22 protein-coding genes are annotated in these 23,927 nt (G+C 65.7%); 10 read left to right on the forward strand and 12 right to left on the reverse strand.

What is annotated here, in order from left to right; translation table 11 throughout:
* Positions 1-17 precede the first annotated feature (17 nt).
* Both CLG96_RS13855 and mdoH read left to right on the forward strand, forming a co-directional pair.
* Positions 18-1,580: an OpgD/OpgG family glucan biosynthesis protein gene (locus tag CLG96_RS13855; RefSeq protein ID WP_165799652.1), complete on the forward strand. Its 1,563-nt coding sequence runs from the start codon at positions 18-20 to the stop codon at positions 1,578-1,580.
* The gene (gene mdoH / locus CLG96_RS13860) at positions 1,577-3,466 is read left to right on the forward strand and encodes a glucans biosynthesis glucosyltransferase MdoH (protein WP_107968537.1); all 1,890 of its coding nucleotides are present in this window, start codon (positions 1,577-1,579) and stop codon (positions 3,464-3,466) included. Before CLG96_RS13855 ends, mdoH begins: the two co-directional genes overlap by 4 nt.
* A gap of 45 nt (positions 3,467-3,511) precedes the next feature.
* Here the strand turns inward: mdoH and tyrS are convergent, their stop codons facing one another.
* Positions 3,512-4,738, reverse strand: coding sequence for a tyrosine--tRNA ligase (gene tyrS / locus CLG96_RS13865; protein ID WP_107968538.1), 1,227 nt, complete (start codon positions 4,736-4,738; stop codon positions 3,512-3,514).
* 56 nt (positions 4,739-4,794) lie between these two features.
* On the opposite strand from tyrS, the gene CLG96_RS13870 reads away from it, so the two are divergent.
* Positions 4,795-5,880 (forward strand): anhydro-N-acetylmuramic acid kinase, encoded by a 1,086-nt coding sequence (locus CLG96_RS13870; RefSeq protein WP_165799662.1) that lies wholly within the window; start codon positions 4,795-4,797, stop codon positions 5,878-5,880.
* Here CLG96_RS13870 and CLG96_RS13875 read toward each other — a convergent pair.
* From CLG96_RS13875 to CLG96_RS13895, 5 genes are all read right to left on the reverse strand, one after another.
* Entirely contained in the window at positions 5,816-6,757 is a 942-nt protein-coding gene (locus tag CLG96_RS13875) for a DMT family transporter (RefSeq protein WP_107968540.1), read from the reverse strand. The genes CLG96_RS13870 and CLG96_RS13875 overlap by 65 nt on opposite strands.
* Before the next feature lie 120 nt (positions 6,758-6,877).
* Positions 6,878-7,519, reverse strand: a complete 642-nt coding sequence (locus CLG96_RS13880; protein ID WP_243395779.1) for a DUF6975 family protein — start codon at positions 7,517-7,519, stop codon at positions 6,878-6,880.
* A gap of 219 nt (positions 7,520-7,738) precedes the next feature.
* Positions 7,739-9,763: an RNA polymerase sigma factor RpoD gene (gene rpoD, locus CLG96_RS13885; protein WP_107968541.1), complete on the reverse strand. Its 2,025-nt coding sequence runs from the start codon at positions 9,761-9,763 to the stop codon at positions 7,739-7,741.
* A gap of 16 nt (positions 9,764-9,779) precedes the next feature.
* Complete coding sequence (dnaG, locus tag CLG96_RS13890) at positions 9,780-11,621, reverse strand: DNA primase (RefSeq protein WP_107968542.1); 1,842 nt, start codon at positions 11,619-11,621, stop codon at positions 9,780-9,782.
* A gap of 96 nt (positions 11,622-11,717) precedes the next feature.
* Complete coding sequence (locus CLG96_RS13895) at positions 11,718-12,173, reverse strand: GatB/YqeY domain-containing protein (protein ID WP_107968543.1); 456 nt, start codon at positions 12,171-12,173, stop codon at positions 11,718-11,720.
* A 139-nt stretch (positions 12,174-12,312) separates the two neighbouring features.
* Here CLG96_RS13895 and carA point away from each other — a divergent pair, with 139 nt between their 5' ends.
* The 4 genes from carA to CLG96_RS13915 all read left to right on the forward strand — a co-directional run bounded on the left by carA (position 12,313) and on the right by CLG96_RS13915 (position 18,102).
* Positions 12,313-13,485: a glutamine-hydrolyzing carbamoyl-phosphate synthase small subunit gene (gene carA, locus CLG96_RS13900; protein WP_107968811.1), complete on the forward strand. Its 1,173-nt coding sequence runs from the start codon at positions 12,313-12,315 to the stop codon at positions 13,483-13,485.
* Positions 13,486-13,554: 69 nt separating this feature from the next.
* Positions 13,555-16,887, forward strand: coding sequence for a carbamoyl-phosphate synthase large subunit (carB, locus tag CLG96_RS13905; protein ID WP_107968544.1), 3,333 nt, complete (start codon positions 13,555-13,557; stop codon positions 16,885-16,887).
* A gap of 84 nt (positions 16,888-16,971) precedes the next feature.
* Positions 16,972-17,448: a transcription elongation factor GreA gene (gene greA / locus CLG96_RS13910; protein ID WP_107968545.1), complete on the forward strand. Its 477-nt coding sequence runs from the start codon at positions 16,972-16,974 to the stop codon at positions 17,446-17,448.
* Positions 17,449-17,475: 27 nt separating this feature from the next.
* Positions 17,476-18,102 (forward strand): rhomboid family intramembrane serine protease, encoded by a 627-nt coding sequence (locus tag CLG96_RS13915; protein ID WP_107968546.1) that lies wholly within the window; start codon positions 17,476-17,478, stop codon positions 18,100-18,102.
* Here CLG96_RS13915 and CLG96_RS13920 read toward each other — a convergent pair.
* From CLG96_RS13920 to CLG96_RS13945, 6 genes are all read right to left on the reverse strand, one after another.
* On the reverse strand, positions 18,087-18,332 hold the full coding sequence (locus tag CLG96_RS13920) for a DUF4170 domain-containing protein (protein ID WP_107968547.1): 246 nt from the start codon (positions 18,330-18,332) through the stop codon (positions 18,087-18,089). The two genes, CLG96_RS13915 and CLG96_RS13920, sit on opposite strands and share 16 nt — an antisense overlap.
* A 104-nt stretch (positions 18,333-18,436) precedes the next feature.
* The gene (locus tag CLG96_RS13925; RefSeq protein WP_243395781.1) at positions 18,437-19,039 is read right to left on the reverse strand and encodes an MlaC/ttg2D family ABC transporter substrate-binding protein; all 603 of its coding nucleotides are present in this window, start codon (positions 19,037-19,039) and stop codon (positions 18,437-18,439) included.
* Between the two features lie 126 nt (positions 19,040-19,165).
* Entirely contained in the window at positions 19,166-19,630 is a 465-nt protein-coding gene (locus tag CLG96_RS13930) for a hypothetical protein (protein ID WP_107968548.1), read from the reverse strand.
* On the reverse strand, positions 19,627-19,989 hold the full coding sequence (locus tag CLG96_RS13935; protein WP_107968549.1) for a DUF3618 domain-containing protein: 363 nt from the start codon (positions 19,987-19,989) through the stop codon (positions 19,627-19,629). The genes CLG96_RS13930 and CLG96_RS13935 overlap by 4 nt, the downstream gene beginning before the upstream one ends.
* Positions 19,986-20,333 (reverse strand): phage holin family protein, encoded by a 348-nt coding sequence (locus CLG96_RS13940; RefSeq protein WP_133175404.1) that lies wholly within the window; start codon positions 20,331-20,333, stop codon positions 19,986-19,988. Before CLG96_RS13940 ends, CLG96_RS13935 begins: the two co-directional genes overlap by 4 nt.
* Before the next feature lie 11 nt (positions 20,334-20,344).
* Positions 20,345-20,905, reverse strand: coding sequence for a hypothetical protein (locus CLG96_RS13945; RefSeq protein WP_107968551.1), 561 nt, complete (start codon positions 20,903-20,905; stop codon positions 20,345-20,347).
* Between the two features lie 157 nt (positions 20,906-21,062).
* Between CLG96_RS13945 and eno the strand changes: the two genes are divergently transcribed.
* The 3 genes from eno (at position 21,063) to pdhA (ending at position 23,915) form a co-directional block, all read left to right on the forward strand.
* Positions 21,063-22,346 carry a phosphopyruvate hydratase gene (gene eno / locus CLG96_RS13950; RefSeq protein WP_107968552.1) on the forward strand — a complete coding sequence of 428 codons (1,284 nt, stop codon included), beginning with the start codon at positions 21,063-21,065 and terminating at the stop codon, positions 22,344-22,346.
* Positions 22,347-22,352: 6 nt separating this feature from the next.
* Positions 22,353-22,754 (forward strand): FtsB family cell division protein, encoded by a 402-nt coding sequence (locus tag CLG96_RS13955; protein ID WP_107968553.1) that lies wholly within the window; start codon positions 22,353-22,355, stop codon positions 22,752-22,754.
* Between the two features lie 87 nt (positions 22,755-22,841).
* Positions 22,842-23,915 carry a pyruvate dehydrogenase (acetyl-transferring) E1 component subunit alpha gene (gene pdhA, locus CLG96_RS13960; protein ID WP_107968554.1) on the forward strand — a complete coding sequence of 358 codons (1,074 nt, stop codon included), beginning with the start codon at positions 22,842-22,844 and terminating at the stop codon, positions 23,913-23,915.
* Positions 23,916-23,927: the final 12 nt, after the last annotated feature.

Here is a 23,927-nt window from a genome sequence, read left to right on the forward strand (position 1 = left end):
AAAGGAAACAGATCAACGTGGTGCAGCCGTTGGGCGAGGAATCCGACCGCGCGGGACTTGACCGGCGGGAATTGTTGCTTGCGGCCGCGGCACTGGGTCTGCTCGGCCCCTCTGCCGCGCGTGCGCAGGGATTGCCGCTGGGCGAGGCCAAGTCTTTCTCGCCTGACAATGTCGACCGGCTGGCGCGCGCGCTGGCGGCCAAACCCTATGTGCCGCCGACGAAAAGCCTGCCGCCGGAGATGACCAATCTCAGCTATGACGAATATCGCATGCTGCGCTTCGACCGGGCGAATCTGCTGTGGAAAGGCGGGCGGGTCGTTGCCGAACCGATGATGCGGGGCGGATATTTCCTGGATCGCGTGACGCTGTTTTCGGTGGAGAATGGACGTGCGCGGCCGATCGGCTTCGATGCGAAGCAGTTCAGCTATCCGCCCGACCGGCCGATGCCGCGCGACCCCGAGCTGGGTTTTTCGGGCGTGCGCTTCCTTGGGCCGATCAACAGTCCCGACGTGTTCGACGAGATCGCCGTGTTCCAGGGCGCGAGCTATTTCCGCAGCCTGGGCCGCAACCAGCTTTACGGCCTGTCCGCGCGTGGCCTCGCGATCGGCAGCGGCGGGCCGGCCGAGCAATTCCCGCTGTTCCGCAGCTTCTGGCTGGAACGGTCGCGCGACGGCGGCGCCGTTATCCTTCATGCGCTGCTCGACGGTCCGAGCATCGCCGGCGCCTATCATATGACGATCCGCACGGGGCAGGCGACGACCTTCGATATCGACGCGCGGCTCTATCCCCGGAACGAGATCAGCGTGGCGGGTGTCGCGCCGATGAGCAGCATGTTCATGTTCGGCCCCGGCAGCCGCCGCCGCTTCGACGATTTCCGGCCGGCGGTGCATGATTCGGACGGGCTGGAGATGTGGACGGGCGCGGGCGACCGGCTGTGGCGGCCACTCGCCAACCCCACGCAAGTAACGGTGAGCGCTTTTGCGGACGTGAATCCACGGGGCTTCGGACTGATGCAACGCGCCCGCTCCTTCAGGGATTTCAGCGACGCGGAAGTGCAATATGAGAAGCGGCCGAGCCTGTGGGTGGAACCGTTGGAGCCCTGGGGCGCCGGCACCGTCCAATTGTTGGAACTGCCTACGGACAATGAGACGACGGACAATATCGTCGCCTTCTGGCGGCCCGAGCAACCCTGGACGGCAGGCCACGAGGTGCGCCTGCGCTACCGGCTCCATTGGACCGATCGGAGCCCGACACCAAATCCGCCGGCCCGGGTTGTCGCGACCAGGACCGGCGCGAGCTTTGCCGGAAGTCATCCGGACGGCAGGCGCCATTATGCGATCGATTTCGAGCGGGGGGATAATTTGCGCGATCTGACCGATATCCGCGCCGTTGCAGCGACGAGCGCGGGCGTGCTTTCCCCCGTGCGGCTTCAGGCGATCAGCGGCGGGGCTGGCGCGGAAGCGGTGCGCGCGAGCTTCGAGTTGGCGCCCCCGGCCTCCGGCGCGGCCGAACTGCGGCTGATGCTGGAGCGTGGCGGCCAATCCATTTCCGAAAACTGGCTGACCCGGTGGACCGCATGACCGCTGCTGTGCCTTTCGCTTCGAACCGTCGGATCCCATCGCGTCCGGACCTGCCGTCCGAAGTGCCGCTGGCCATGCCGGATCAGTCCTTCGCCGCGAGCCCACCGGCGGTGCCCGTTCCACGCACCTCGCCGCAGGACATTGAGGGACGCCGGCTGGTGCTGATCGCAGCGACGCTGCTGGTCACGTTGATCGCCTTTTTCTCGACCGCGGGCGTCGCCGCGCATGAGGGGCTCACGCTCCGCGAGATGACGCTGATCGCGCTGTTCCTGCCGCTGTTCGGCTGGATCGCCTTTTCCTTCGCCTCGGCGCTGGCCGGCTTCCTCTGCCTGCTGTCCGGACAGGGGCATGAGACACTGCCGGTGCCGGAAGGGGGCAAGCCCGCGCAGCGCACCGCCGTGCTGATGCCGATCCATAATGAGGAAGCGGGCGGCGTGATGGCGCGGCTGCGCGAGATGATGCGATCGATCGAGGCGATCGGCTGCGCCGACCGTTTCGACATCTTCATCCTGAGCGACAGCACCGAGCCGCTGATCCGCCGGGCGGAATATGCCGGCTATCGAGCGCTGCGCGAAGAAAGCGCGGTGCCGCTCTATTACCGGCTGCGCGCAGCCAATATCGGCCGCAAGCCCGGCAATATCGCCGAATGGATCGGCCGTTTCGGCGGCGCTTACGAAAATATGATCGTGCTCGACGCCGACAGCCTGATGGGTGGGCGGACGATGGCGCGGCTGGCGCTGGCGATGGAGCGCAACCCCGGCGTGGCGCTGCTCCAGACCATGCCCGTGGTCGCGGGATGCCGCACGCTTTTCGCGCGGTGGCAGCAATTTGCGGCGCGTCTTTACAGCCCCGTCTCATCTGCCGGGCTGATGTGGTGGTCGGGCTCCGAAGCGAGCTTCTGGGGGCATAATGCGATCATCCGCGTGAACGCATTCGCTCAATGCTGCGCGCTGCCTTCGCTGCCGGGGCGCGAGCCGCTGGGCGGCGCGATATTGAGCCACGATCTGGTCGAGGCGGCGATGCTGCGGCGGCGCGGCTGGGCGGTGCATATGGTCGAGCTGGAGGAGAGTTTCGAGGAATTCCCTCCCTCGCCGATCGATCATGCGATCCGCGACCGGCGCTGGTGTCAGGGCAATCTCCAGCATCTGCGCCTGCTCGACGCCAAGGGCTTTCATTGGGTGAACCGGCTGCAACTGCTGATGGGCGCGTCCGCCTATCTGACCTCGCCGCTGTGGCTGATGCTGCTGATTGCGGGGGTGATCCAGCAATCGGGCGAGAGCGGCGCCTGGATCAGCGCGCCGGAATTGTCCTGGGTGTTCAGCTTCACGCTTATCTTGCTGTTCGGGCCGAAGCTGATGTCGGTCGTCTGGACCTTGATGGACGCGAACCGGCGCGCGCGCTTCGGCGGTGCGGAGCGGATCCTGGCGAGCGTCGTGATCGAGATCCCCTTCGCCGTCGTGATGGCGCCGATGGTGATGATGACGCAAACAATGATGTTGTTCGACATATTGCGCGGGCGGACGGCGGGATGGAAGGCGCAGCGGCGCGATGTAGCGGCCTTGTCCTTCAGCGAAGCCTGGCGTTTCTATCGGACGCATGTGGTGATGGGCGTGCTGCTGCTGCTGGGCACGCTGGTGGCCAATCATTCGCTGATGTGGATCGCGCCGGTGGCGACGGGGCTGATCGGCGCGCCTTTCCTGGCGATGCTCAGCGCGCGGCGCGACCTGGGGCTGGAGCTGGCGCGCAACGGGCTGTTCGTGACGCCGGAGGAGCTGACGGCGCTGCGGATCCGCGAGCCGGAACAGCCGCTCTCGCCCGCAGCACTGGTGCAGGCGCTGTGGCGGCGGATCAGCGGCCGGCCAGCGCGCGGCGATCGGATGGCTTGAGGCCCAGTCATTGCCCCTGCCTACGCAGGGGCAATGACTGGGATTTTATCGCGTCAGGACGCCGTGCGACTTCTTGCCGGCGGAGATGCGGACCGGAGCCTCGGCGACGGGAACGGCCAGCGCCTCGTCCGACACTTTCTCGCCATCCACGCGCGCGCCGCCGCCCTTGATCAGGCGGCGGGCCTCGCCCTTCGACGCGACGAGGCCGAGACCGACCAGCGCATCGACGATCGCGATCCTCCCTTCGGGCACGGACAGCGTGGGCAGCCCTTCGCCGACGGCGCCTTCCTCGAAGGTGCGGCGCGCGGTTTCGGCCGCATCGCGCGCGGCATCCTCGCCGCGACATATGGCGGTGGCGAGATTGGCGAGCAGCTTCTTGGCCTCGTTGATCTCCGCACCGCCCAATGTCTCCAGCCGCGCAATCTCGTCGAGCGGAAGATCGGTGAAGAGCTTCAGGAAGCGGATGACGTCGCGATCGTCCGTATTCCGCCAATATTGCCAATAATCATAAGCAGGAAGCTGATCCTCGTGGAGCCAGACCGCGCCCGAGACGGTCTTGCCCATCTTCACCCCGTCCGCCGTGGTGAGCAGCGGCGTGGTGAGGCCGAACACCTCGAGGCCGTCCTTGCGGCGGGTGAGCTCGATACCGTTGACGATATTGCCCCACTGATCCGATCCGCCCATCTGCAGCCGCACGCCGGCGCGGCGCGACAGCTCCAGGAAATCATAGCCCTGGAGGATCATATAGTTGAATTCGAGGAAGCTGAGCGACTGTTCGCGATCCAGCCTGAGCTTCACCGAATCGAAGCTCAGCATGCGGTTGATCGAGAAATGCTGGCCGATATCGCGCAGGAAGGGGATATATTCGAGTTGGTCGAGCCATTCGGCATTGTCGAGCATCACCGCGTCGGTGGGCCCTTCGCCGAAGGTGAGGAAACGTTCGAAGATGCGCCGGATCGAGGCGACATTGGCCGCGATCATTTCTTCCGTCATCAGCTTGCGCGCTTCGTCCTTGAAGCTCGGATCGCCGATCTTGCCGGTGCCGCCGCCCATCAGCACGACGGGCTTGTGGCCCGCCTGCTGCAGCCGGCGGAGCATCATGATCTGGACGAGGCTGCCGACATGGAGCGAGGGCGCGGTGGGATCGAAGCCGATATAGGCGGGAATGACCTGTTCGCACGCCAGCGCATCGAGCGCTGTCGGGTCTGTCACCTGATGGATGTAGCCGCGCTGATCGAGTAGGCGGAGGAGATCGGATCGATATTCGGTCATGGCGCCATCTTAATTGAGGGACGCGCGCTTAGCATGGGGTAGGGCGCATGGGTAGCATGTTGGCGGTCGGGCTGATGTCCGGCACGTCGCTCGACGGGATCGATGCGGCGCTGATCGAGACGGACGGGCAGGCGCTGGTGCGCCCGATCGCCTTCCGCTCGGATGCCTATGACGATGCCACGCGCGCCTTGTTGGCGCAGGCGGCGCGGATCGCGCTGGGGATGGAGCGGCCGGGCGCGGATGCGACGATCCGGGCGGCGGAGGCCATGCTGACGCATCTTCATGTCGCGGCGGTGGAGCGGCTGCTGGCGCAAGCGGGCGTGGCGGCGGCGGATATCGGCGTGGTGGGTTTCCATGGCCAGACGATCGCGCACCGGCCCGATCGGGGATGGACCTGGCAGATCGGCGACGGAGCGGGGATGGCGACGGCGCTGGGCATCATGGTCGTCGATCAGTTCCGCATCGCGGACGTGGCTGCAGGCGGGCAGGGCGCGCCGCTGATCCCCGTCTATCATCGCGCCTTGACCGAGAGGCTGCCCAGGCCGGTGGCGGTGCTCAACCTCGGCGGGGTTGGGAATGTGAGCTGGATCGGCGAGGGGGATGCGATCGTCGCCTTCGACACGGGGCCGGCCAATGCGCTGATCGACGACTGGATGGCGGAGCGCACGGGCGCGCGCTTCGATGCAGGGGGGGCGTTCGCCGCGACGGGGACGGTGGATCGCACGGTGCTGGCGCGGATGCTGGACAATAGCTGGTTCGACGCGCCGCCGCCCAAGTCGCTCGACCGGGCGGATTTCGGGCTGGAGCCGGTGAGGGGCCTCGCCCCGGCGGACGGGGCGGCGACGCTGACGGCCTTTACCGCGGAAAGCGTGGCGCGGGGGCTCAAGCTGCTGCCGGAACCGGCGAAGCGGCTGATCGTCGCGGGCGGGGGGCGGCATAATGCGACGCTGATGGCGATGCTGTCGCGCGCCTGCGGCGTGGAAGCGGAGCCGATCGAGGCGCTGGGCTGGGACGGCGATGCGACCGAGGCGCAGGGCTTCGCCTATATGGCGGTGCGGACGCTGGAGGGGCTGCCGATCAGCTTTCCGGGTACGACGGGGGTGGCGACGCCGCTGGCGGGCGGGAATATCCACCGGCCCTGAACGGGCCACGCCACATCGTTCCCATCCGAGTGAAGCGGATCCGTTCCCGCGCCCAGGTGAGCAGCCCCGCGCCGATGATGATCGCGATGCCGATGAAGGTGGCGACGTCCACCGGCTGATCGAAGAGCAGATAGCTGAGCGCCACCGCCCAGACCATCTGGCTATATTGGGGCGGCGCGATCTGGCTTGCGGGCGCGCGCTGGGCGGCGAGGATCAGCAGCATCTGGCCGAGTGCTGCGAGCAGGCCATAGCCGAGCAGGAAGATGATCTGCCTGCCGTCGGGCAAGACGAGGCCCGGCAGCATGAGAATGCCATTGCCGACCAGCGACCCGACGAGGCCCGAGCCGAAAAGGGAAATGGGCTTGTCGCTCACACGGGCATGGCGAAGCGCCACGACCGATGCGGCACTTGCGAGGCCGCAGGCGAAGGCGGCGAGATGCCCGCCATGCAGATCGCGAAAGCCGGGCCGGAGCACGACGAGCACGCCCAGAAAGCCAAGCACCACCGCCGTCCAGCGCCAAGGGCCGACCTGTTCCTTGAGGAAGAGGACGGACAGGATGGTGACGAACAGCGGCATCAGGAAGATCAGGACGAACGCCTCGGGCATGGGCAAAGTGGTGAAGGCGATCACGCTGCAGACCGTTCCCACCATGGCGGCGCCGGCGCGCAGCAGCCATAGATCGCGCCGCGACGTGGCGAAGACGTCGCCATAGCGATCTTCGGGCCGTCGGATGAAGGGCAGCACGGCCAGCCCCAGCAGCGCGCCCGTGAAGGCGACCTGGAAAGGATCGAGCGTGCCTTCAAGAAGCTTCACCGAAGCATCGCTGAGCGCGAACGCGCTGTAGGACAGGAAGGCCAGAAGGACACCGTTGTTCATCGGGCGGCACGAATCCATGGAATGGCGGCGCGGACGGGGGCCGTCCGGCTCTTCATGCTCATAGCCGAAAGGAAGCGCGGCGGAATGCCCCGCCGCGTCGGCGAACGCCCGAGATGGTGCTTAAAGTTGCTCGCGGGCGGCGCGGCGTGCCTCCAGCAGGTTCCACAAGCCGCGATGCTGGGCGAGAATCTGTGCCGCGCCGAACAGCATGGCGCGTTCGATCGTGGGCGTGTCGGCGATCCGCTCCGCCAGCTCCGTCGCCGAGATCGTATCGGGCAGGATCATCGGTGGGACACGCACGTCGAAACGCTTGGCGACCGCATCGAGCAGCGGGCGGACGGCATGCCAGTCCAGCACCAGCCCCAGCGCGGCGCCGAGCGCGCAGCCGCGTCGATCCGAGCGGAAGAGCATTTCAAGCGCCTGACGCTGGCCGAGCACTGCGGCATCGGTGGCTGCCTGGCCAGGCGTCGCGGGCACGGGGCCCGCGGCAACGGTGAGGCGGGCGAGATAGGCGCGCTCATGCTCGAAGCCGGCCGAGACGGTCATCAGCCAATTATGTGCATCGGGCGATTCCGTCCGGTTGGCCGCCAGATCGGTCAGCCCGGGGCGGCGGCCATGGAGCATGCACAGATAATGGGCGGCGTCCGCCAGATCGCGGGCAGCCTTGCCGAGCACGTCGGCGGCGCGATTTATCTCGAGATGGCGGGGCTTGCTGCCGTCCCGGGCGACGAGCAGGGAGAGCGCCTCGGATATTCCGGTCATTTTCGTATCAACTGCGCTCGACGCCATTACAACCTCCATCGACCGGCGGGGAGCACTGTCTCCCCACGAACCGATCCGTGGCGAATCCTTACATCCGGGCACGTAAAGGGATGGTTGACGAGGCGTCGGGATTTTGCGCGCGGCCCATGCCTCTCTCCATGGAGCTTGTCGCTCGTGGAGAGAGGCATGGGCCCCGGCCTTTGCCGGGGCGACGGGAGGTTATTGGTCGAGGAAGCTCCGCATCTTGCGTGAGCGCGAGGGATGCTTGAGCTTGCGGAGCGCCTTCGCCTCGATCTGGCGGATGCGTTCGCGCGTCACCGAAAATTGCTGGCCGACTTCCTCCAGCGTGTGATCGGTGTTCATGCCGATGCCGAAGCGCATGCGCAGCACGCGCTCTTCGCGCGGCGTGAGCGACGCCAGCACGCGCGTCACCGTTTCCTTCAGGTTGGACTGGATCGCCGCATCCACGGGGATGATGGCGTTCTTATCCTCGATGAAGTCGCCCAGATGGCTGTCCTCCTCGTCGCCGATCGGCGTTTCGAGGCTGATCGGCTCCTTGGCGATCTTCATCACCTTGCGGACCTTTTCGAGCGGCATGGACAGACGCTCGGCCAGATCCTCGGGCGTGGCCTCGCGGCCATGCTCGTGGAGGAACTGGCGGCCGGTGCGCACCAGCTTGTTGATCGTCTCGATCATATGGACCGGGATGCGGATGGTGCGCGCCTGATCCGCGATCGAGCGGGTGATCGCCTGACGAATCCACCAGGTGGCATAGGTGCTGAACTTGTAGCCGCGGCGATATTCGAACTTATCGACCGCCTTCATCAGGCCGATATTGCCTTCCTGGATGAGATCCAGGAACTGAAGGCCGCGATTGGTATATTTTTTCGCGATCGAGATGACGAGGCGGAGATTGGCCTCCACCATCTCCTTCTTCGCGATCCGCGCCTCGCGCTCGCCCTTCTGCACCATGTTCACGATGCGGCGGAACTCGCCGAGCGACATGCCGGTGGCCTGCGCGATCTCGCCGATCTCGGCGCGGATGCGCTCGACGGCACGGCCCTCGGCCGCGGCGAATGCGGCCCATTTCTTGTCGATGCCGGCGACCCGATCGAGCCAGCCTTCCTCCATCTCATGATCGACATAGGCTTCGAGGAAGGATTTGCGCGGCACTTTGTGGCGCTCGGCAAGGCGCAGCATCTGGCCGCCCAGCGTGGTCAGGCGCCGGTTGAAGGCATAGAGTTGATCGACCAGATATTCGATCTTGGCGCCGTGGAACTGGACGCTCTCCACCTCGGCGGTGAGATCCTCGCGCAGCTTCTGATATTTGGCTTCGTCGGCCGCCGGAAAATCATCGCCCACGCCGAGCGCTGCGATGCGCGACGCCTGGACCTTCGAGAATTTCTCGTAGAGCGAGGTGATCATCGCGAACTTCTCGATCGCGGCGGGCTTGAGCAGCTCCTCCATCGCGGCGAGCGAGAGGGTGTTGTCCTCATCCTCATCGTCGGACGGACGCGGCGCGCGCCGCTCGGTCAGCTCATCCTCCTCGTCGGCGGACGCTTCCTCGGGCTCGTCCTCATCCTTGAAGGATGGACCGGCGCTCCGCTCGGAAATCTCGCCATTATCGTCTTCCTCGCTCTCGACCTGCTCGGCGGTCGGGCCCTTGGAGACCATGGCATCGAGATCGAGAATCTCGCGAAGCTGGATCGTGCCCTCGTTGAGCGCGGTCGACCAGTCGATGATCGCGTTGAAGGTGATCGGGCTTTCGCACAGGCCGAGGATCATCGTGTCGCGGCCGGCCTCGATGCGCTTGGCGATCGCAATCTCGCCCTCGCGGGAGAGAAGCTCCACCGCGCCCATCTCGCGCAGATACATGCGGACGGGATCGTCGGTGCGATCGACCGTCTCCTTCTTGGCGACGGTGGTGAGGACGGTGCCCGATTCGCCTTCGTCGCCGCTTACCTCGTCGGCGCTGTCATCCTCTTGCGCCTGCTCATCTTCGCCCGCATCCTCATTCTCGACGACGTTCACACCCATCTCGTTGAGCGCGGACATGACGTCCTCGATCTGCTCGGACGACATCTGATCCTGGGGCAGCGCGTCGTTGAGCTGATCGATGGTGATGTAGCCGCGCTTCTTGGCGCGGGCGATCAGCTTCTTGAGGGAGGCTTCGTTGAGATCGATCAGCGGTGCATCGCCGCCGTCCGTCTTCTCCGTCGCATCGCCCATGTTCGTCTTCGCCATCTGCTAACCTTGATCCTTAATGTGCCGCGCTATCTTCGCCCAACGAACGCGCGGCATATTCGCCCATTAATTTCCGCTCTTCCTCGTGGAGCCTGAGAAGCTCCTCGAAGGTCGCCGTGTCGGTCACGTCGCCGAGACGCCTGGCCACGGCGGCTCGATCCAGCTTGATCTCCGATGCTGCCGCGAGTTGCTCGATGACTGCGCCAAGATCATGTTCCGCCCGTTCCCGATCCGCATTGCTGCGCAGGAAGGAAAAGGCAATATGGTTCGACCGTTTCGCCTTGGCCAAAAACGGCGCCTGGCCTTCCTGCTTTAAGATGGTTTCGAGTCGCTCCGTGTCAAGCGGCGACACGGTGAGCGCGCTTTCCAGCATCGTCTTCTGCGCCTGCTTCTGATCCAGATCGACGAAGATCATACGGCCGAACGTCTCGGCATGGCGCGCGATCATGCCCGGATGATGGGCAAGGCCATAGAGGATCGAGGGCGCGGTCATCGCGCGATCGATGCCATGTTCCGCGATGCGGCGAAGCTCGATCGGGATCGGCGCAACGGCAGCCTTGCGCCGGGCCGGAGCCGCGCGGCGGCCCTCGCGCAGCGCATCGAAATGTTCGTAAAGCCTGCGGTTGAATTCCCCCAGATATTGTTTCTGGAGGAAATCGTCGGAGATGAGGCGCGCATGATCGCGCAGCCGCTTGCCGAGGCCGGCGCGGTCCTCCGGCGTGTCGAGCGGGCCGGATTCGGCCAGCTCATGGTTCCAGATCAGCTCGTCGAGCGAGATGGCAGCGGACAGCAGTTTCTCGAACGCCTTGATGCCGCCGGACCGGACCAGATCGTCCGGATCCTGCCCGTCGGGGAGAAGCGCGAAACGCAGCGTGCGGCCGGGCTGGACGAGGGGCAGCGCGCGGATCGCGGCGCGGACCGCCGCCTTCTGCCCGGCCTTGTCGCCGTCGAAGCAGAGGATCGGCACGTCGGCGAGCCGCCACAGCCGCTCGAGCTGCGCCTCGGTGAGCGCGGTGCCGAGCGGGGCGACGACCTCGCTGATCCCCGCCTGATCGAGCGCGATCACGTCGAGATAGCCCTCGACGACGATGATCCGCTCCGCCTTGCGGCTGGCGGGTGCGGCGCGATCGAGATTGAAGAGGGTGCGGCCCTTGTCGAACAGCGGGGTTTCGGGCGAGTTCAGATATTTGGGCTCGCCCGCGCCCAATATGCGCCCGCCAAAGGCGATCACCCGGCCGCGCTGGTCGCGGATCGGGATCATCAGCCGGCCGCGGAAGCGGTCATAAGGCTGGCCCTCGCCCTCGGGCTGGATCAGCAGGCCCGCCTCGACGAGCTTGTCCTTGTCGATATGGGGCAGAGCGGGCGCGAGACGGTTGCGCCCGTCCGGAGCGAAGCCGATGCGGAAGGCGCGCGCGGTCTCGGCGGTGATGCCGCGTCGTTCGAGATAGAGGCGCGCCTCGCCGCCATTGAGGCCGTCGAGCTGCGTCGTGAACCAGGCGGCGGCGGCCTCCGTCACGTCATGCAGCCCGGCGGCGCGCTCGGCCTTCTCGGCCGCGAGCCGGTCGGGGGCGGGGAGCTGCATGCCGGCCGCACTCGCCAGTTCCTTCACCGCATCCATGAAGGGCAGGCCCTTGGCCTCCGTCAGGAAGCGGATCGCATCGCCATGCGCGCTGCAGCCGAAGCAGTGATAGAAGCCCTTCTCGTCATTGACGTAGAAGCTGGGCGACTTTTCCTGATGGAAGGGGCAGCAGGCCTTATATTCGCGCCCTGCCTTCTGCAGCTTCACGGATTTTCCGATCAGCGCCGAGAGCAGCGTGCGATTGCGCAGCTCGTCTAGAAAGGCGGGGGCGAGAAGAATGATGCGGGCCCTCTGGCTGGGTGCGAATCAGGCACGCACATTATACTCTACATGAAAGCGCATGGCGGGTCAGCCCGCCGGAAAAGGCAAGCCGGGTCAGCCCGCCAGCCGGGCCTTCACCAGCGCGCTCGCCTTGCCCATGTCCATCGATCCGGCGTGGCGTTCCTTCAGCGCGGCCATGACGCGGCCCATATCCTTGACCGAGGCGGCGCCGAGCTCGGTGGCGATCGCGTCGATCGCGGCCTTGGCCTCCTCCTCGCTCATCTGCGCGGGCAGGAAGCGCTCGATCACGGCGACTTCCGTCCGCTCCGCATCCGCCAGCTCCTGCCGGCCGCCCTTTTCATACATTTCGATCGATTCGCGGCGCTGCTTGATCATCTTCTGCAGCACTTCCGTTACCAGCACATCGTCGTCGACGGCGGCGGTCGCGGTGCGCAGCTCGATATCGCGATTCTTGATCGCGGCCTGGATCAGGCGGATGGCGGCAGTCGTCTCGGCGTCGCGCGCCTTCATTGCGGCGACGAGCGCCGTCTTGATATCGTCTCGAATCATGGAGCCTCGGCAGGTGGTCCGGGAAAGCGAACAGAATAGCTCCGCCCATATTTTTTTAATAGATTGACCCGGCCAGCCCCTCCACCTAGTGACGCCGCCGTTTACCCAGCTTCCGACGAACCAAGAGGAGAGCCCGACCGTGGCCGACATTACCCCTGCGCGTCCACCCGAAGGAGCGACCGGGGTGTTGGTATTGGCGGATGGCTCGCTGATCTGGGGCCGGGGCTTCGGCGCCCAGGGCGAGGCCGTCGGCGAGGTCTGCTTCAACACCGCGATGACCGGCTATCAGGAGGTGATGACCGATCCCTCCTATGCGGGGCAGATCGTGACCTTCACCTTTCCGCATATCGGCAATGTCGGCGCCAACCCCGAGGATATCGAGGCGATCAACCCGCATGCGCTGGGCTGCATCGTGCGCGAGGATGTGACCGATCCCTCCAATTTCCGCTCCACCCAGAATTTCGATGCCTGGCTGCGCAGCAATGGGCGGATCGGGCTGGCCGGTGTCGACACCCGCGCTCTCACCCGCGCGATCCGTATCCAGGGCGCGCCCAACGGCGTGATCGCCCATTCGCCCAAGGGCGAGTTCGACATTCCCGCGCTGATCGAGAAGGCGCGCGCATGGCCGGGCCTGGAGGGAATGGACCTCGCCAAGGAGGTCTCCGCGACGCAGAGCTATAAGTGGGATGACGGCCTCTGGACGCTGGGCCAGGGATACGCCACCCATTCGGCCAATCCGGAGGGCCCGCATGTCGTCGCGATCGACTATGGCCTGAAGCGCAACATCCTGCGCAATCTCGTCGCCGCCGGCGCGCGCGTGACGGTGGTGCCCGCGACCGCGACCTTCGAGGAGGTGATGGCGCATGGGCCCGACGGCGTGTTCCTGTCCAACGGCCCCGGCGATCCGGCGGCGACGGGCGAATATGCGGTGCCCGTGATCCAGAAGCTGCTCGAGGTCGGCACGCCGCTCTTCGGCATCTGCCTCGGCCACCAGTTGCTGGGCCTCGCGATCGGCGCCCGGACCTACAAGATGCACCAGGGCCATCGCGGCGCGAACCATCCCGTGAAGCGCGCCGGGGATGGCCGGGTCGAGATCACGTCCATGAACCATGGCTTCGCGGTGGACGCCGAAAGCCTGCCCGCCAATGCCGAGCCGACGCACGTCTCGCTGTTCGACGGCAGCCTTGCGGGCCTGCGCCTCACCGACAAGCCCGCTTTCTCCGTCCAGTACCATCCCGAAGCCAGCCCCGGCCCGCAGGACAGCCATTATCTGTTCGAGCAGTTCGTGGCCCAGCTCAAGCCCGCGGCCTGATGGCGCTTCCTTGTTCCTCGCACCTTCTTCCCAGCCGGGGAGAGGGGCCAATGATGATGGCCTGAAACCATGCCCAAACGCACCGACATTTCCTCCATCCTCATCATCGGCGCGGGGCCGATCATCATCGGTCAGGCGTGCGAGTTCGATTATTCGGGGACGCAGGCGTGCAAGGCGCTGCGCGAGGAAGGCTATCGCATCATCCTCGTCAACTCGAACCCGGCGACGATCATGACCGATCCGGACATGGCCGACGCCACCTATGTCGAGCCGATCACGCCCGAGATCGTCGCCAAGATCATCGAGAAGGAGCGGCCCGATGCCGTCCTGCCGACGATGGGCGGGCAGACCGCGCTGAACACGGCGCTGGCGCTCGCGCGGGACGGGACGCTGGAAAAATATGGCTGCGTCATGATCGGCGCGGACGCCGAGGCGATCGACAAGGCCGAGGACCGGCTGAAATTCCGGCAGGCGATGGACAAGATCGGGCTGGAAAGCCCGCGCTCGGACGTGGCGCACAGCCTGGACGAGGCGCTGAAGGCGCTCGACCATGTCGGGCTGCCCGCGATCATCCGGCCGAGCTTCACCATGGGCGGTACGGGCGGCGGCATCGCCTATAATCGCGAGGAATTCATCCAGATCGTGACCGGCGGGCTCGATGCCTCGCCCACGACCGAGGTGCTGATCGAGGAGTCGGTGCTCGGCTGGAAAGAATATGAGATGGAGGTCGTCCGTGACAGGAACGACAATGCCATCATCATCTGCTCGATCGAGAATATCGATCCGATGGGCGTGCATACCGGCGACAGCATCACCGTCGCTCCCGCGCTGACGCTGACCGACAAGGAATATCAGATCATGCGCAACGCGTCGATCGCGGTGCTGCGTGAAATCGGCGTGGAAACAGGCGGTTCGAACGTACAGTTCGCAGTCAATCCGAAGGATGGCCGGCTGGTCGTGATCGAGATGAACCCGCGCGTGTCGCGTTCGTCCGCGCTTGCGTCCAAGGCCACCGGCTTCCCGATCGCCAAGGTCGCGGCCAAGCTGGCGGTGGGTTATACGCTCGACGAGATCGACAATGACATTACCGGCGCGACGCCCGCCAGCTTCGAGCCGACGATCGATTATGTCGTGACGAAGATCCCGCGTTTCGCCTTCGAGAAGTTCAAGGGCGCCGCCAATCACCTCTCGACGGCGATGAAGAGCGTCGGCGAAGTGATGGCGATCGGTCGGAATTTCCATGAAAGCCTGCAAAAGGCGCTGCGCGGGCTGGAGACGGGCCTTGCCGGGCTCAACCGCGTCGATGCGCTGGCTGGCGCGCCGCGCGCGGAGATCGAGGCCGCGCTTGCCGAGCCGACGCCCGACCGGCTGCTCGTCGCTGCCCAGGCGCTGCGCGAGGGCTTCACCGTCGACGAGATTCACCGGATCGCCAAATATGATCCCTGGTTTCTGGAGCGGCTGGCCGAGATCGTGGCGGCCGAGGAGCAGGTCTCGCGCGACGGGCTGCCCCGCGACGCGGCCGGCCTGCGCCGGCTGAAGGCAATGGGCTTTTCGGACAAGCGTCTCGCCTGGCTGGCGCTGCGTTCGGCCAATCTGCGGGGGCTGGATCGCGAGCAGGCGCGGGGCCGCGGCATCATCCATGACACGCTGGTCGCCATGACCGGCGGCGTGACCGAGGCCGAGGTGCGCGCACTGCGCCATCGGCTGGGCGTACGCCCCGTCTTCAAGCGGATCGACACCTGCGCAGCCGAATTCGAGGCGAAGACGCCCTATATGTATTCGACCTATGAGGCGCCGGCTTTCGGCGAGCCCGAAAATGAGGCGCAGCCATCCGATCGAAAGAAGATCGTGATCCTGGGTGGCGGGCCGAACCGGATCGGGCAGGGTATCGAGTTCGACTATTGCTGCTGCCATGCCTGCTTCGCGCTCGGCGATGCGGGTTATGAGACGATCATGGTCAACTGCAATCCCGAGACCGTCTCGACCGATTATGACACGTCCGACCGGCTCTATTTCGAGCCACTGACCACCGAGGACGTGCTGGAAATCCTGCATGTCGAACAATCCAAGGGCACGCTCGTCGGCGTAATCGTCCAGTTTGGCGGGCAGACGCCGCTCAAGTTGGCGGCCGAGTTGGAGAAGGCGGGTATCCCGATCCTGGGCACCAGCCCCGATGCGATCGATCTGGCCGAGGATCGCGAGCGCTTCGCGGCGCTCGTTTCCCGCCTGGACCTGAGGCAGCCGGCAAACGGCATAGCGCGCAGCCGGGAAGAGGCGCTGGTTGTCGCAGAACGCGTGGGATATCCGGTACTTATGCGCCCTTCCTACGTTCTGGGCGGAAGGGCGATGGAGATTGTCGAGACGCCGGCCCAGCTCGAAACCTATATTGCGACGGCGGTGCAGGTCTCGGGCGACAGCCCCGTCCTGATCGATCAATATCTGCGCGACGCGGTCGAGGTGGACGTCGATGCGATCTGCGACGGAACCGATGTGGTGGTGGCCGGCGTGCTGCAGCATATCGAGGAGGCGGGCGTCCATTCGGGCGACAGCGCCTGTTCGCTGCCGCCCTACAGCTTGCCGCGCGAGACCGTCGCCGAGATCGAGAAGCAGACCGAGGCGCTGGCGCGCGCGCTGAACGTGCGCGGGCTGATGAATATCCAGTTCGCGGTGAAGGACGGGCAGGTCTATCTGATCGAGGTCAATCCCCGCGCCAGCCGCACCGTGCCCTTCGTCGCCAAGGCGATCGGCAGCCCGATCGCGAAGATCGCGGCACGTGTGATGGCGGGCGAGAAGCTGGCCGAACTGCCGAAGATCGATCTCGACGTCGATCATATCGCGGTGAAGGAAGCGGTTTTCCCCTGGGGAAGATTTCCGGGGGTCGATCCGGTCCTGTCACCGGAGATGAAGTCGACCGGCGAAGTGATGGGGATCGACCGGGATTTCGCCACCGCATTCGCCAAGGCACAGCTCGGCGCGGGCACCGTCCTGCCTTCCTCCGGCATCGTCTTCATATCGGTGAAGGATAGCGACAAGGGCGTCGTCCTGCCGGCAGTGCGCGACCTCATCGGGCTGGGCTTCACCGTCATCGCCACCAGCGGAACCGCCGAATATATGCGCGAGCGCGGGCTGGAAGTGGAGACGGTGAACAAGGTTGCGCAGGGCCGGCCGCACATCGTCGACCGGATCAAGGATGGCGACATAGCGCTGATCTTCAACACCACCGAAGGCTGGCAGTCGCTGAAGGATTCGGAATCGATCCGCGCGTCCGCGCTGGCGCACAAGGTGCCTTACTTCACGACCGCGGCGGCAAGCGTCGCTGCGGTGCAGGCGATCGCCGCGCTGGGCACACGACCGCTTGAAGTGCGGGCCTTGCAGTCATATTATTCTCCCTCGCACGGCTGATCCCGACATTTTGGATTGGTGCGGGCGGCCTCTCCGCAGAGAGGTCGCTTGGGGTCCGTCTTTTTGACGAAAGGTTTTTTGGGGATGGCAACCGTCGACAAGCTGCCGATGCTGGCGGAAGGGCAGAGGATGCTCACCGACGAGCTGGCGCGGCTGAAAGCCGAACGGCCCGAGGTGATCGATGCGATCGAGGAAGCGCGCGCCCATGGCGACCTTTCCGAAAATGCCGAATATCATGCCGCCAAGGAGCGCCAGGGCCAGATCGAGGCGATGATCGCCGACATCGAGGACAAGCTGTCGCGCGCGGTGGTGATCGATCCTTCGACGCTGTCGGGCGACAAGGTGGTGTTCGGCGCGACTGTCCACCTGCTCGACGAGGACGACAATCCGGTGAAATATCAGATCGTCGGCCAGACCGAGGCGGACGCCAAGTCCGGGCGGATTTCCTATAACAGCCCGCTCGGCCGCGCGCTCATCGGCCGCAAGGTGGATGACGAGATCGAGGTCACGGTGCCGTCGGGCGATCGCTATTATGTGGTGTCCCAGATCGAATTCATCTGACGCCCTGACCGTTTTCGGCCAGTAGCGATGCGATCGCCGTCTCCGCGCGCCTCGATCGCGCTCGTAGCCGCCAGCACGGTCGTCTGGCTGCTGATCTCGACGACGGGCTATAGGGAACTGGCGGCGCTGGCCGGCGGGTTCATTCCCGGCCGGGTCTCGGGCGCCGTTCAGGTGATCGGGGCGGTTCCGATCTGGCTCACCCCGCTGACGGCGACGCTGCTTCATGCTGGCGCGCTCCATCTGCTGTTCAACATGGCGGTGCTGGGGTTCGCCGGCAGGGCAACCGAGGGCGTGCTCGGCGCAAGGGGGGTGATCGCCCTTTATGGGACGGGCGCCTATGCCGCGGCGGCGGCGCAATTTCTGGTCGATCCGGGATCGGCGGTGCCGATGGTGGGCGCGAGCGGCGCAATATCGGCTGTGGTCGGCGCTTATTCGCTGCTTTACGGCCGGCGGCCGGCGGTGGCCCATGCTGGGCTTGCCCGCCTGCTCCATATCGCCTGGCTCGCCGCCGGCTGGATCGGGGTGCAATTGCTGGTCGGCTTTGCCACTGCCCAGAGCGGCGCGGCGATTGCGGTCGCCGCCCATATTGGCGGCTTCCTGGCCGGGCTGCTGATGGCCCGGCCATTGCTGCTCTGGCGTTACCGCCGGGCCTGAACGGCCGTCAGGTCGGGCTCCAGATCGGGCTGGAGCAGACGGTGGAGATGGACCACGACATATTTCATCTCGGCATCGTCCACGGTGCGTTGCGCCGCACCCCGCCATGCTTTCTCGGCCTCGGCATAATTATCGTAGAAGCCAACCACGTCGAGATTGGTGAGATCGACGAAATTGAGGGTGCGGGGATCCTTCACGCGCCCTCCGAAGACGAGATGCAGCTTGCTCATCCGGCTAGTCCTGTCATTGGCAATGCGGCCCTAAATGCGCCGGCCGGAGTGGCGACACCAGCCCGGCCGGAACATTTTTTCGTAGGTTCGGCGCGGTCTGGCGCTCAGCCCCGCGCCTTCATCTGCGCGACGAGCGCGTCGAAGCCCTTGCGCTGCACGATCGCATCGAAATCCGCCGCCTGGGCGATGGCGAGATTGATGCCGGCGACCTTGAGATTGGTCACTTTATAACCGCTGCCGGCCTTGGCCACCGACCAGATCGCGACCACCGGCTGCTGGCCCGGCTTCAGCACCTGCGTCGTCACCTCCACGCCGCCGCCGAGAGGCATGGCGCGCACGACACGCAGATCGGCATCGGCATATTCGAACAGGCGATCGGCATAGGTGCCGACGATATAATTGGGGAAAGCCGCCTTATAGGCCGCCTTCTGCTGCGGCGAGATGGTGGGCAGCCAGCGGCGGATCAGCCGGTCGCCGATCGCGTCCACCGCGAAATGCTGGGCAAGCATCGTACGGAACTGCGCCTTGGCCGAAGCCCGGCTGCCGTTGCGCAGCACCGCGAATCCGTCGTTCGACAGCGTTTCGATGAATTTGCTGGGATCCTGATTATTGATCGCGGCCGCGGCGGGGCTCGCCAGCATCGGGGCCGCGACGCCGGCCAGAACGAGCGCTGCGGCAGTGAGCAGGGGACGGGGGCTGAACGTCAAGACAATCTCTCCATGGCAGTCATGGCCCGGCCCTATATCGTGCCTGCGACGGCGCGACGAGACGATGGCCCAGCGCGGCGGGTTGCGCCGGATGCGCTTAACAAGATTTGAACAAGCAGGACGGCTTCAGCGCGCTGTCCTGGACTCGCGAGCGGCGTGGAGCGCGGCGCTCCCGGCCGTGCCGGCGGCTTCGGACAGGGTTGAGAAGAGCTTTCTGGCCTGCTCCTGCGCCGTCGCGCGATTGATACCAAGCTCGTCCAGCTTCTTCTCACCCTCGCTGCGCGCGGCGGCGGCGGCGGCCCGTGCAGTCTCGTTCACCCGTGTGCCGACCGGACCCAGCAACGCCTTCTCCTTCGTCGTGCGGGGCAGCAGCGCGCCGGTGATCGCGCCGACCGCCAACCCGCCGATCACCGCCGCCACCGGGTTGCTGTCTATGCCCGATGCGGTCCTCTCTGCCGCCGACGACAGGCGGGCCCGTGCCGAATCGAGCGTTGCGCCGGTCTTCTCTTTCGTGGCTGAATAAGCGGTGCCCAGCTTCTCGCTTGCGGCGGAAGTGGCGCGTTCGGCCGTCTCGGTCACCCGGTTGGTCATGATCTATCTCCTATATGCTGCATGCCGTGGCTTCTTCCCGGCAGCGTTTCGGCGGGTAGGCTGTCATCGCCCGTCGCTATCGCCCGCCGATTCGAGAGGAGCCGTAGCAGTGGCTTTCGCGCGAAGAAGGCTGCGACTCCGGCAACGAGGCCCGCGGTGGCGAGCGGGCGCTTGCGAACGAGGCCCACCGTCTCGCCGGCGAGCGTCGTGCCGCTGTCACGCAGGCTGTCCCAGGCATTTGCGGCGAGCGTGCCGGGTTTCAGCCGCTGCTGAATCTCATGCAGCGTTCCGGCGAGCCGCGTGCGCGCACTGTCGGCCTCCGCGCGGGCGCGAAGCGCCTTGCTGTCATTGTCGTTCATCGCTTCTTGTCCCCTATGGCCGATCCCGCGGCGAAGCGGCGCTTCGCGATCAGGGCCAATATCCCGGCGAGCGCCAGCCCGAGCAGCGCCGCGACAATTCCCCCACCGAACGGGCCGAAGCGGAAGGCGAGGGCGAATCCCAGGCCCACGAACAGGGCGGTGAGCGATGCCTGGATGATCAGCACCGCCGCGACGAGCAGGATCAGCGGCAGCCGGGCATGATCGACCTTGGCCAGCGCGCTCGCCCGATAATAAGCGATTTCCGCACGCACGAGCGTGCGGCCGCTGTCGATCGCGTCGGCGAACAGGTCGCGCAGCCCTTCGGGCTGCTCATTTTCCCCCATGACGTCCAAGGTCAGGATACCGGGACGATGGGATCGTTGGCGGCGAGCGTCGGCGCCTTGCCGTCGGGTTTTTCGGACGGAGCCGCCTCGGGCATGCCGGCCTTGATGATACGGGCGACGACGAAGCCGAGCGCCGCGGCCGCGCCGATTGCTACGGCCGGACTTTTACGCACCAATTCGCGCGCATCGTCGAACAGTTCGTCGACATCCTTGCCGCGCAGCGTTTCGGTGAAGCCGGCGATGGAAGTGGAGGCGCGGCGGGCATAGTCGCCATATTGCGGGCCGATCTTCTCGTCGATCGCGGCGGCGGCATCGTCCACCAGCTTGACCACGTCGTCGAGCGTGCTGCTCGCCTTTTCCTTGCCCTGAAGCGCATAGACGCGCGCCTTGTCGGCGGCCTGGCTCTTGAGATCGGCCGCCTTCTCCCCGAATTTTGCGCGGATCTTCTCGCGCGCGCCGCCCTCGCCGGCGGAGGCCGCCTCACCCGTCGGATCGGGCTCAGAACTGCGCACGCCGGCGCCGTTTACGACATGGTCGGTGCCGTCGGGCAGCGGTTCATCAGATTGGGCCATGGGTTCGATCTCCCGCAGAAACGATTTGGGGACAAGGAACAACCTCCCTTGCGGGGGAAGCGTTCCATCGCCGTGCCGGGATTATTGCGTAACGCTATCGGCAGGGATAGAGCCCCGAAACATTCTGTCACCCGCGAAACCCAAAAAGGGGGGAATTATGACCGCGATCGTTGACGTTCACGCGCGCCAGATCATCGATAGCCGGGGCAACCCGACGGTGGAGGTGGACGTCACCCTGGAGGATGGCAGCTTCGGCCGCGCCGCCGTGCCGTCCGGCGCATCGACCGGCGCCTATGAAGCAGTCGAGCTGCGCGACGGCGACAAGACGCGCTGGCTCGGCAAGGGCGTTTCCAAGGCGGTCGATGCCGTCAATGGCGAGATTTCCGAGGCGGTGCTGGGCCTCGAGGCCGAGGATCAGGGCGAGATCGACGCGCGCATGATCGAGCTGGACGGCACGCCCAACAAGGCTCGTCTCGGCGCCAATGCGATTCTGGGCGTGAGCCTCGCGGTCGCCCGCGCCGCGGCCGATGCGCGCAGCCTGCCGCTCTATCGCTATGTCGGCGGCGTGTCCGCGCATGTCCTGCCCGTGCCGATGATGAACATCATCAATGGCGGGGCCCATGCCGACAATCCGATCGACTTCCAGGAATTCATGATCATGCCGGTGGGCGCGGACAGCCTGTTCGACGCCGTCCGCATGGGCTCCGAAATCTTCCACACGCTCAAGAAGAAGCTGCACGACAAGGGGCTGGCGACCGCGGTGGGCGACGAGGGCGGCTTCGCGCCGAATCTCGCCAGCGCGCCGGCCGCGCTCGACTTCATCATGGAGTCGGTCCAGGCCGCTGGATACAAGCCGGGCGAGGAAGTGCTGCTCGCGCTCGACTGCGCCTCGACCGAATTCTTCAAGGACGGCGCCTATCATCTGGAAGGCGAGGGGCGCACGCTCTCGCCCGACGAAATGGCCGCCTATCTGGCCGATCTCGCCGCGCGCTATCCGATCGTCTCGATCGAGGATGGCATGGCGGAGGATGATTTCGCCGGCTGGAAGACGCTGACCGAGCGGATCGGCGGCAAGGTCCAGCTCGTCGGCGACGATCTGTTCGTCACCAATCCGGCCCGGCTGCGCCAGGGCATTGCCGATGGCCTCGCCAATTCGCTGCTGGTGAAGGTCAACCAGATCGGCACGCTTTCCGAGACGCTGGAGGCGGTCGCCACCGCGCAGCGTGCGGGCTATACGGCGGTGATGTCGCACCGTTCGGGTGAGACCGAGGATGCGACCATCGCCGACCTCGCCGTCGCTACCAATTGCGGGCAGATCAAGACGGGCAGCCTCGCGCGCTCCGACCGGCTCGCAAAATATAACCAGCTCATCCGCATCGAGGAGGAACTGGGGCCGATCGCGCGCTATGCGGGTCGATCGGCATTCAACGTCGGGCTCTGACCGGACATGCGCCCCGGTTTCGGCCGGGGCGCGCACGACATCGCGTCGTCGCCAGAAATTCCCTTGCACTCGTGGTTTTTTGGTGATTCCTTGGTTCTCGTGAATCGTCGCTCCACAGCCTCCCTGATCCGCTCCGCGCTGCCGCCTGCGCTGGCGCTGCTCGTGATCGCCCATTTTGCGGGATTCGCGCTGCTGGGGCCCAACGGATTATTGTCGCTCGGCGACTATCAGAAGGCAATCGCCAGGCGCACCGTCGAGCTCAGGACGATTCAGGCCGAGCGCGACCGGTTGGCGCATCATGCCGCATTGCTCGATCCGCGCCGAGTCGATCCCGATTTCGCGGACGAACTGGTGCGGCGTGAGACGGGTCAGGTGCGGCCGGATGAGGTGATCATCCCCCGAAACTGACCAAGGTATTAACGTGGCCGTTGCCGGATCGCATCCGCGGTGGCTATATCAACGCACATAGCATAATCGACAAGGAGGCCTGTCACCTTGGCCAGATCAGCACAGCCCCGTACCAAGCAAAATACAGCACCTAATAATGCGGCGCTCGCCGTCCTTCCCAATCGGGAACGCCCCGCCGAACCCGGGCGCTATCAGGGCAGCAAGGAAGAGCTGCTCGAATTCTATCGCCAGATGCTGCTGATCCGCCGCTTCGAGGAGAAGGCCGGGCAGCTTTACGGGCTAGGCCTCATCGGCGGCTTCTGCCACCTCTATATCGGCCAGGAGGCGGTTGCCGTCGGCCTGCAGTCGGCGCTCCAGATCGGCAGGGACTCGGTCATCACCGGTTATCGCGATCATGGCCATATGCTCGCCTACGGCATCGATCCCCGGGTGATCATGGCCGAGCTCACCGGCCGAGAGGCAGGCATCTCGCGCGGCAAGGGCGGCTCGATGCACATGTTCTCGGTGGAGCATGGCTTTTATGGCGGCCATGGCATCGTCGGCGCGCAGGTGTCGCTCGGCGCGGGCCTCGCCTTCAAGCATAAATATTCCGGGGATGGCGGCGTTTGCCTCGCCTATTTCGGAGATGGTGCTGCGAACCAGGGCCAGGTCTACGAATCCTTCAACATGGCCGAGCTGTGGAAGCTCCCGATCATCTTCGTGATCGAGAACAACCAATATGCCATGGGCACCAGCGTCAACCGTGCCTCCTCCGAGGATCAGCTCTATCGTCGTGGCGAGAGCTTCCGCATCCCCGGTTTCCAGGTGGACGGGATGGACGTGCTCGCGGTGCGCGGCGCGGCCGAGGCGGCGCTCGAATGGGTCCGCGCCGGCAAGGGGCCGGTGCTGCTCGAGCTCAAGACCTATCGCTATCGCGGCCATTCCATGTCCGATCCGGCGAAATATCGCTCGCGCGACGAGGTCCAGTCGGTGCGCGACAAGTCCGATCCGATCGACCAGCTCAAGAAGGAGCTGGAGGCGCTCGGCGTGACCGAGGACGAGCTGAAGGCGCTCGATAAGGCGATCCGCAAGGACGTCGCCGAGTCCGCGGACTTTGCCGAACAGTCGCCCGAGCCGGCCTTGTCCGAGCTTTACACCGACGTTCTCGTCGGCACCTATTGATCGCCTGACGGC

This window comes from Sphingomonas oleivorans, assembly GCF_003050615.1.
In the GTDB taxonomy this organism is placed as follows: Bacteria; Pseudomonadota; Alphaproteobacteria; order Sphingomonadales; family Sphingomonadaceae; genus Sphingomonas_H; species Sphingomonas_H oleivorans.

Coding starts and splice junctions, on each gene's coding strand:
- mdoH (WP_107968537.1), top strand. CDS start 1,577: ATGACCGCTGCTGTGCCTTTCGCTTCGAACCGTCGGATCCCATCGCGT.
- tyrS (WP_107968538.1), bottom strand. CDS start 4,738: ATGACCGAATATCGATCCGATCTCCTCCGCCTACTCGATCAGCGCGGC.
- CLG96_RS13870 (WP_165799662.1), top strand. CDS start 4,795: ATGTTGGCGGTCGGGCTGATGTCCGGCACGTCGCTCGACGGGATCGAT.
- CLG96_RS13875 (WP_107968540.1), bottom strand. CDS start 6,757: ATGAACAACGGTGTCCTTCTGGCCTTCCTGTCCTACAGCGCGTTCGCG.
- CLG96_RS13880 (WP_243395779.1), bottom strand. CDS start 7,519: ATGACCGGAATATCCGAGGCGCTCTCCCTGCTCGTCGCCCGGGACGGC.
- rpoD (WP_107968541.1), bottom strand. CDS start 9,763: ATGGCGAAGACGAACATGGGCGATGCGACGGAGAAGACGGACGGCGGC.
- CLG96_RS13895 (WP_107968543.1), bottom strand. CDS start 12,173: ATGATTCGAGACGATATCAAGACGGCGCTCGTCGCCGCAATGAAGGCG.
- carB (WP_107968544.1), top strand. CDS start 13,555: ATGCCCAAACGCACCGACATTTCCTCCATCCTCATCATCGGCGCGGGG.
- greA (WP_107968545.1), top strand. CDS start 16,972: ATGGCAACCGTCGACAAGCTGCCGATGCTGGCGGAAGGGCAGAGGATG.
- CLG96_RS13915 (WP_107968546.1), top strand. CDS start 17,476: ATGCGATCGCCGTCTCCGCGCGCCTCGATCGCGCTCGTAGCCGCCAGC.
- CLG96_RS13920 (WP_107968547.1), bottom strand. CDS start 18,332: ATGAGCAAGCTGCATCTCGTCTTCGGAGGGCGCGTGAAGGATCCCCGC.
- CLG96_RS13930 (WP_107968548.1), bottom strand. CDS start 19,630: ATGACCAACCGGGTGACCGAGACGGCCGAACGCGCCACTTCCGCCGCA.
- CLG96_RS13935 (WP_107968549.1), bottom strand. CDS start 19,989: ATGAACGACAATGACAGCAAGGCGCTTCGCGCCCGCGCGGAGGCCGAC.
- CLG96_RS13940 (WP_133175404.1), bottom strand. CDS start 20,333: ATGGGGGAAAATGAGCAGCCCGAAGGGCTGCGCGACCTGTTCGCCGAC.
- CLG96_RS13945 (WP_107968551.1), bottom strand. CDS start 20,905: ATGGCCCAATCTGATGAACCGCTGCCCGACGGCACCGACCATGTCGTA.
- eno (WP_107968552.1), top strand. CDS start 21,063: ATGACCGCGATCGTTGACGTTCACGCGCGCCAGATCATCGATAGCCGG.
- CLG96_RS13955 (WP_107968553.1), top strand. CDS start 22,353: ATGCGCCCCGGTTTCGGCCGGGGCGCGCACGACATCGCGTCGTCGCCA.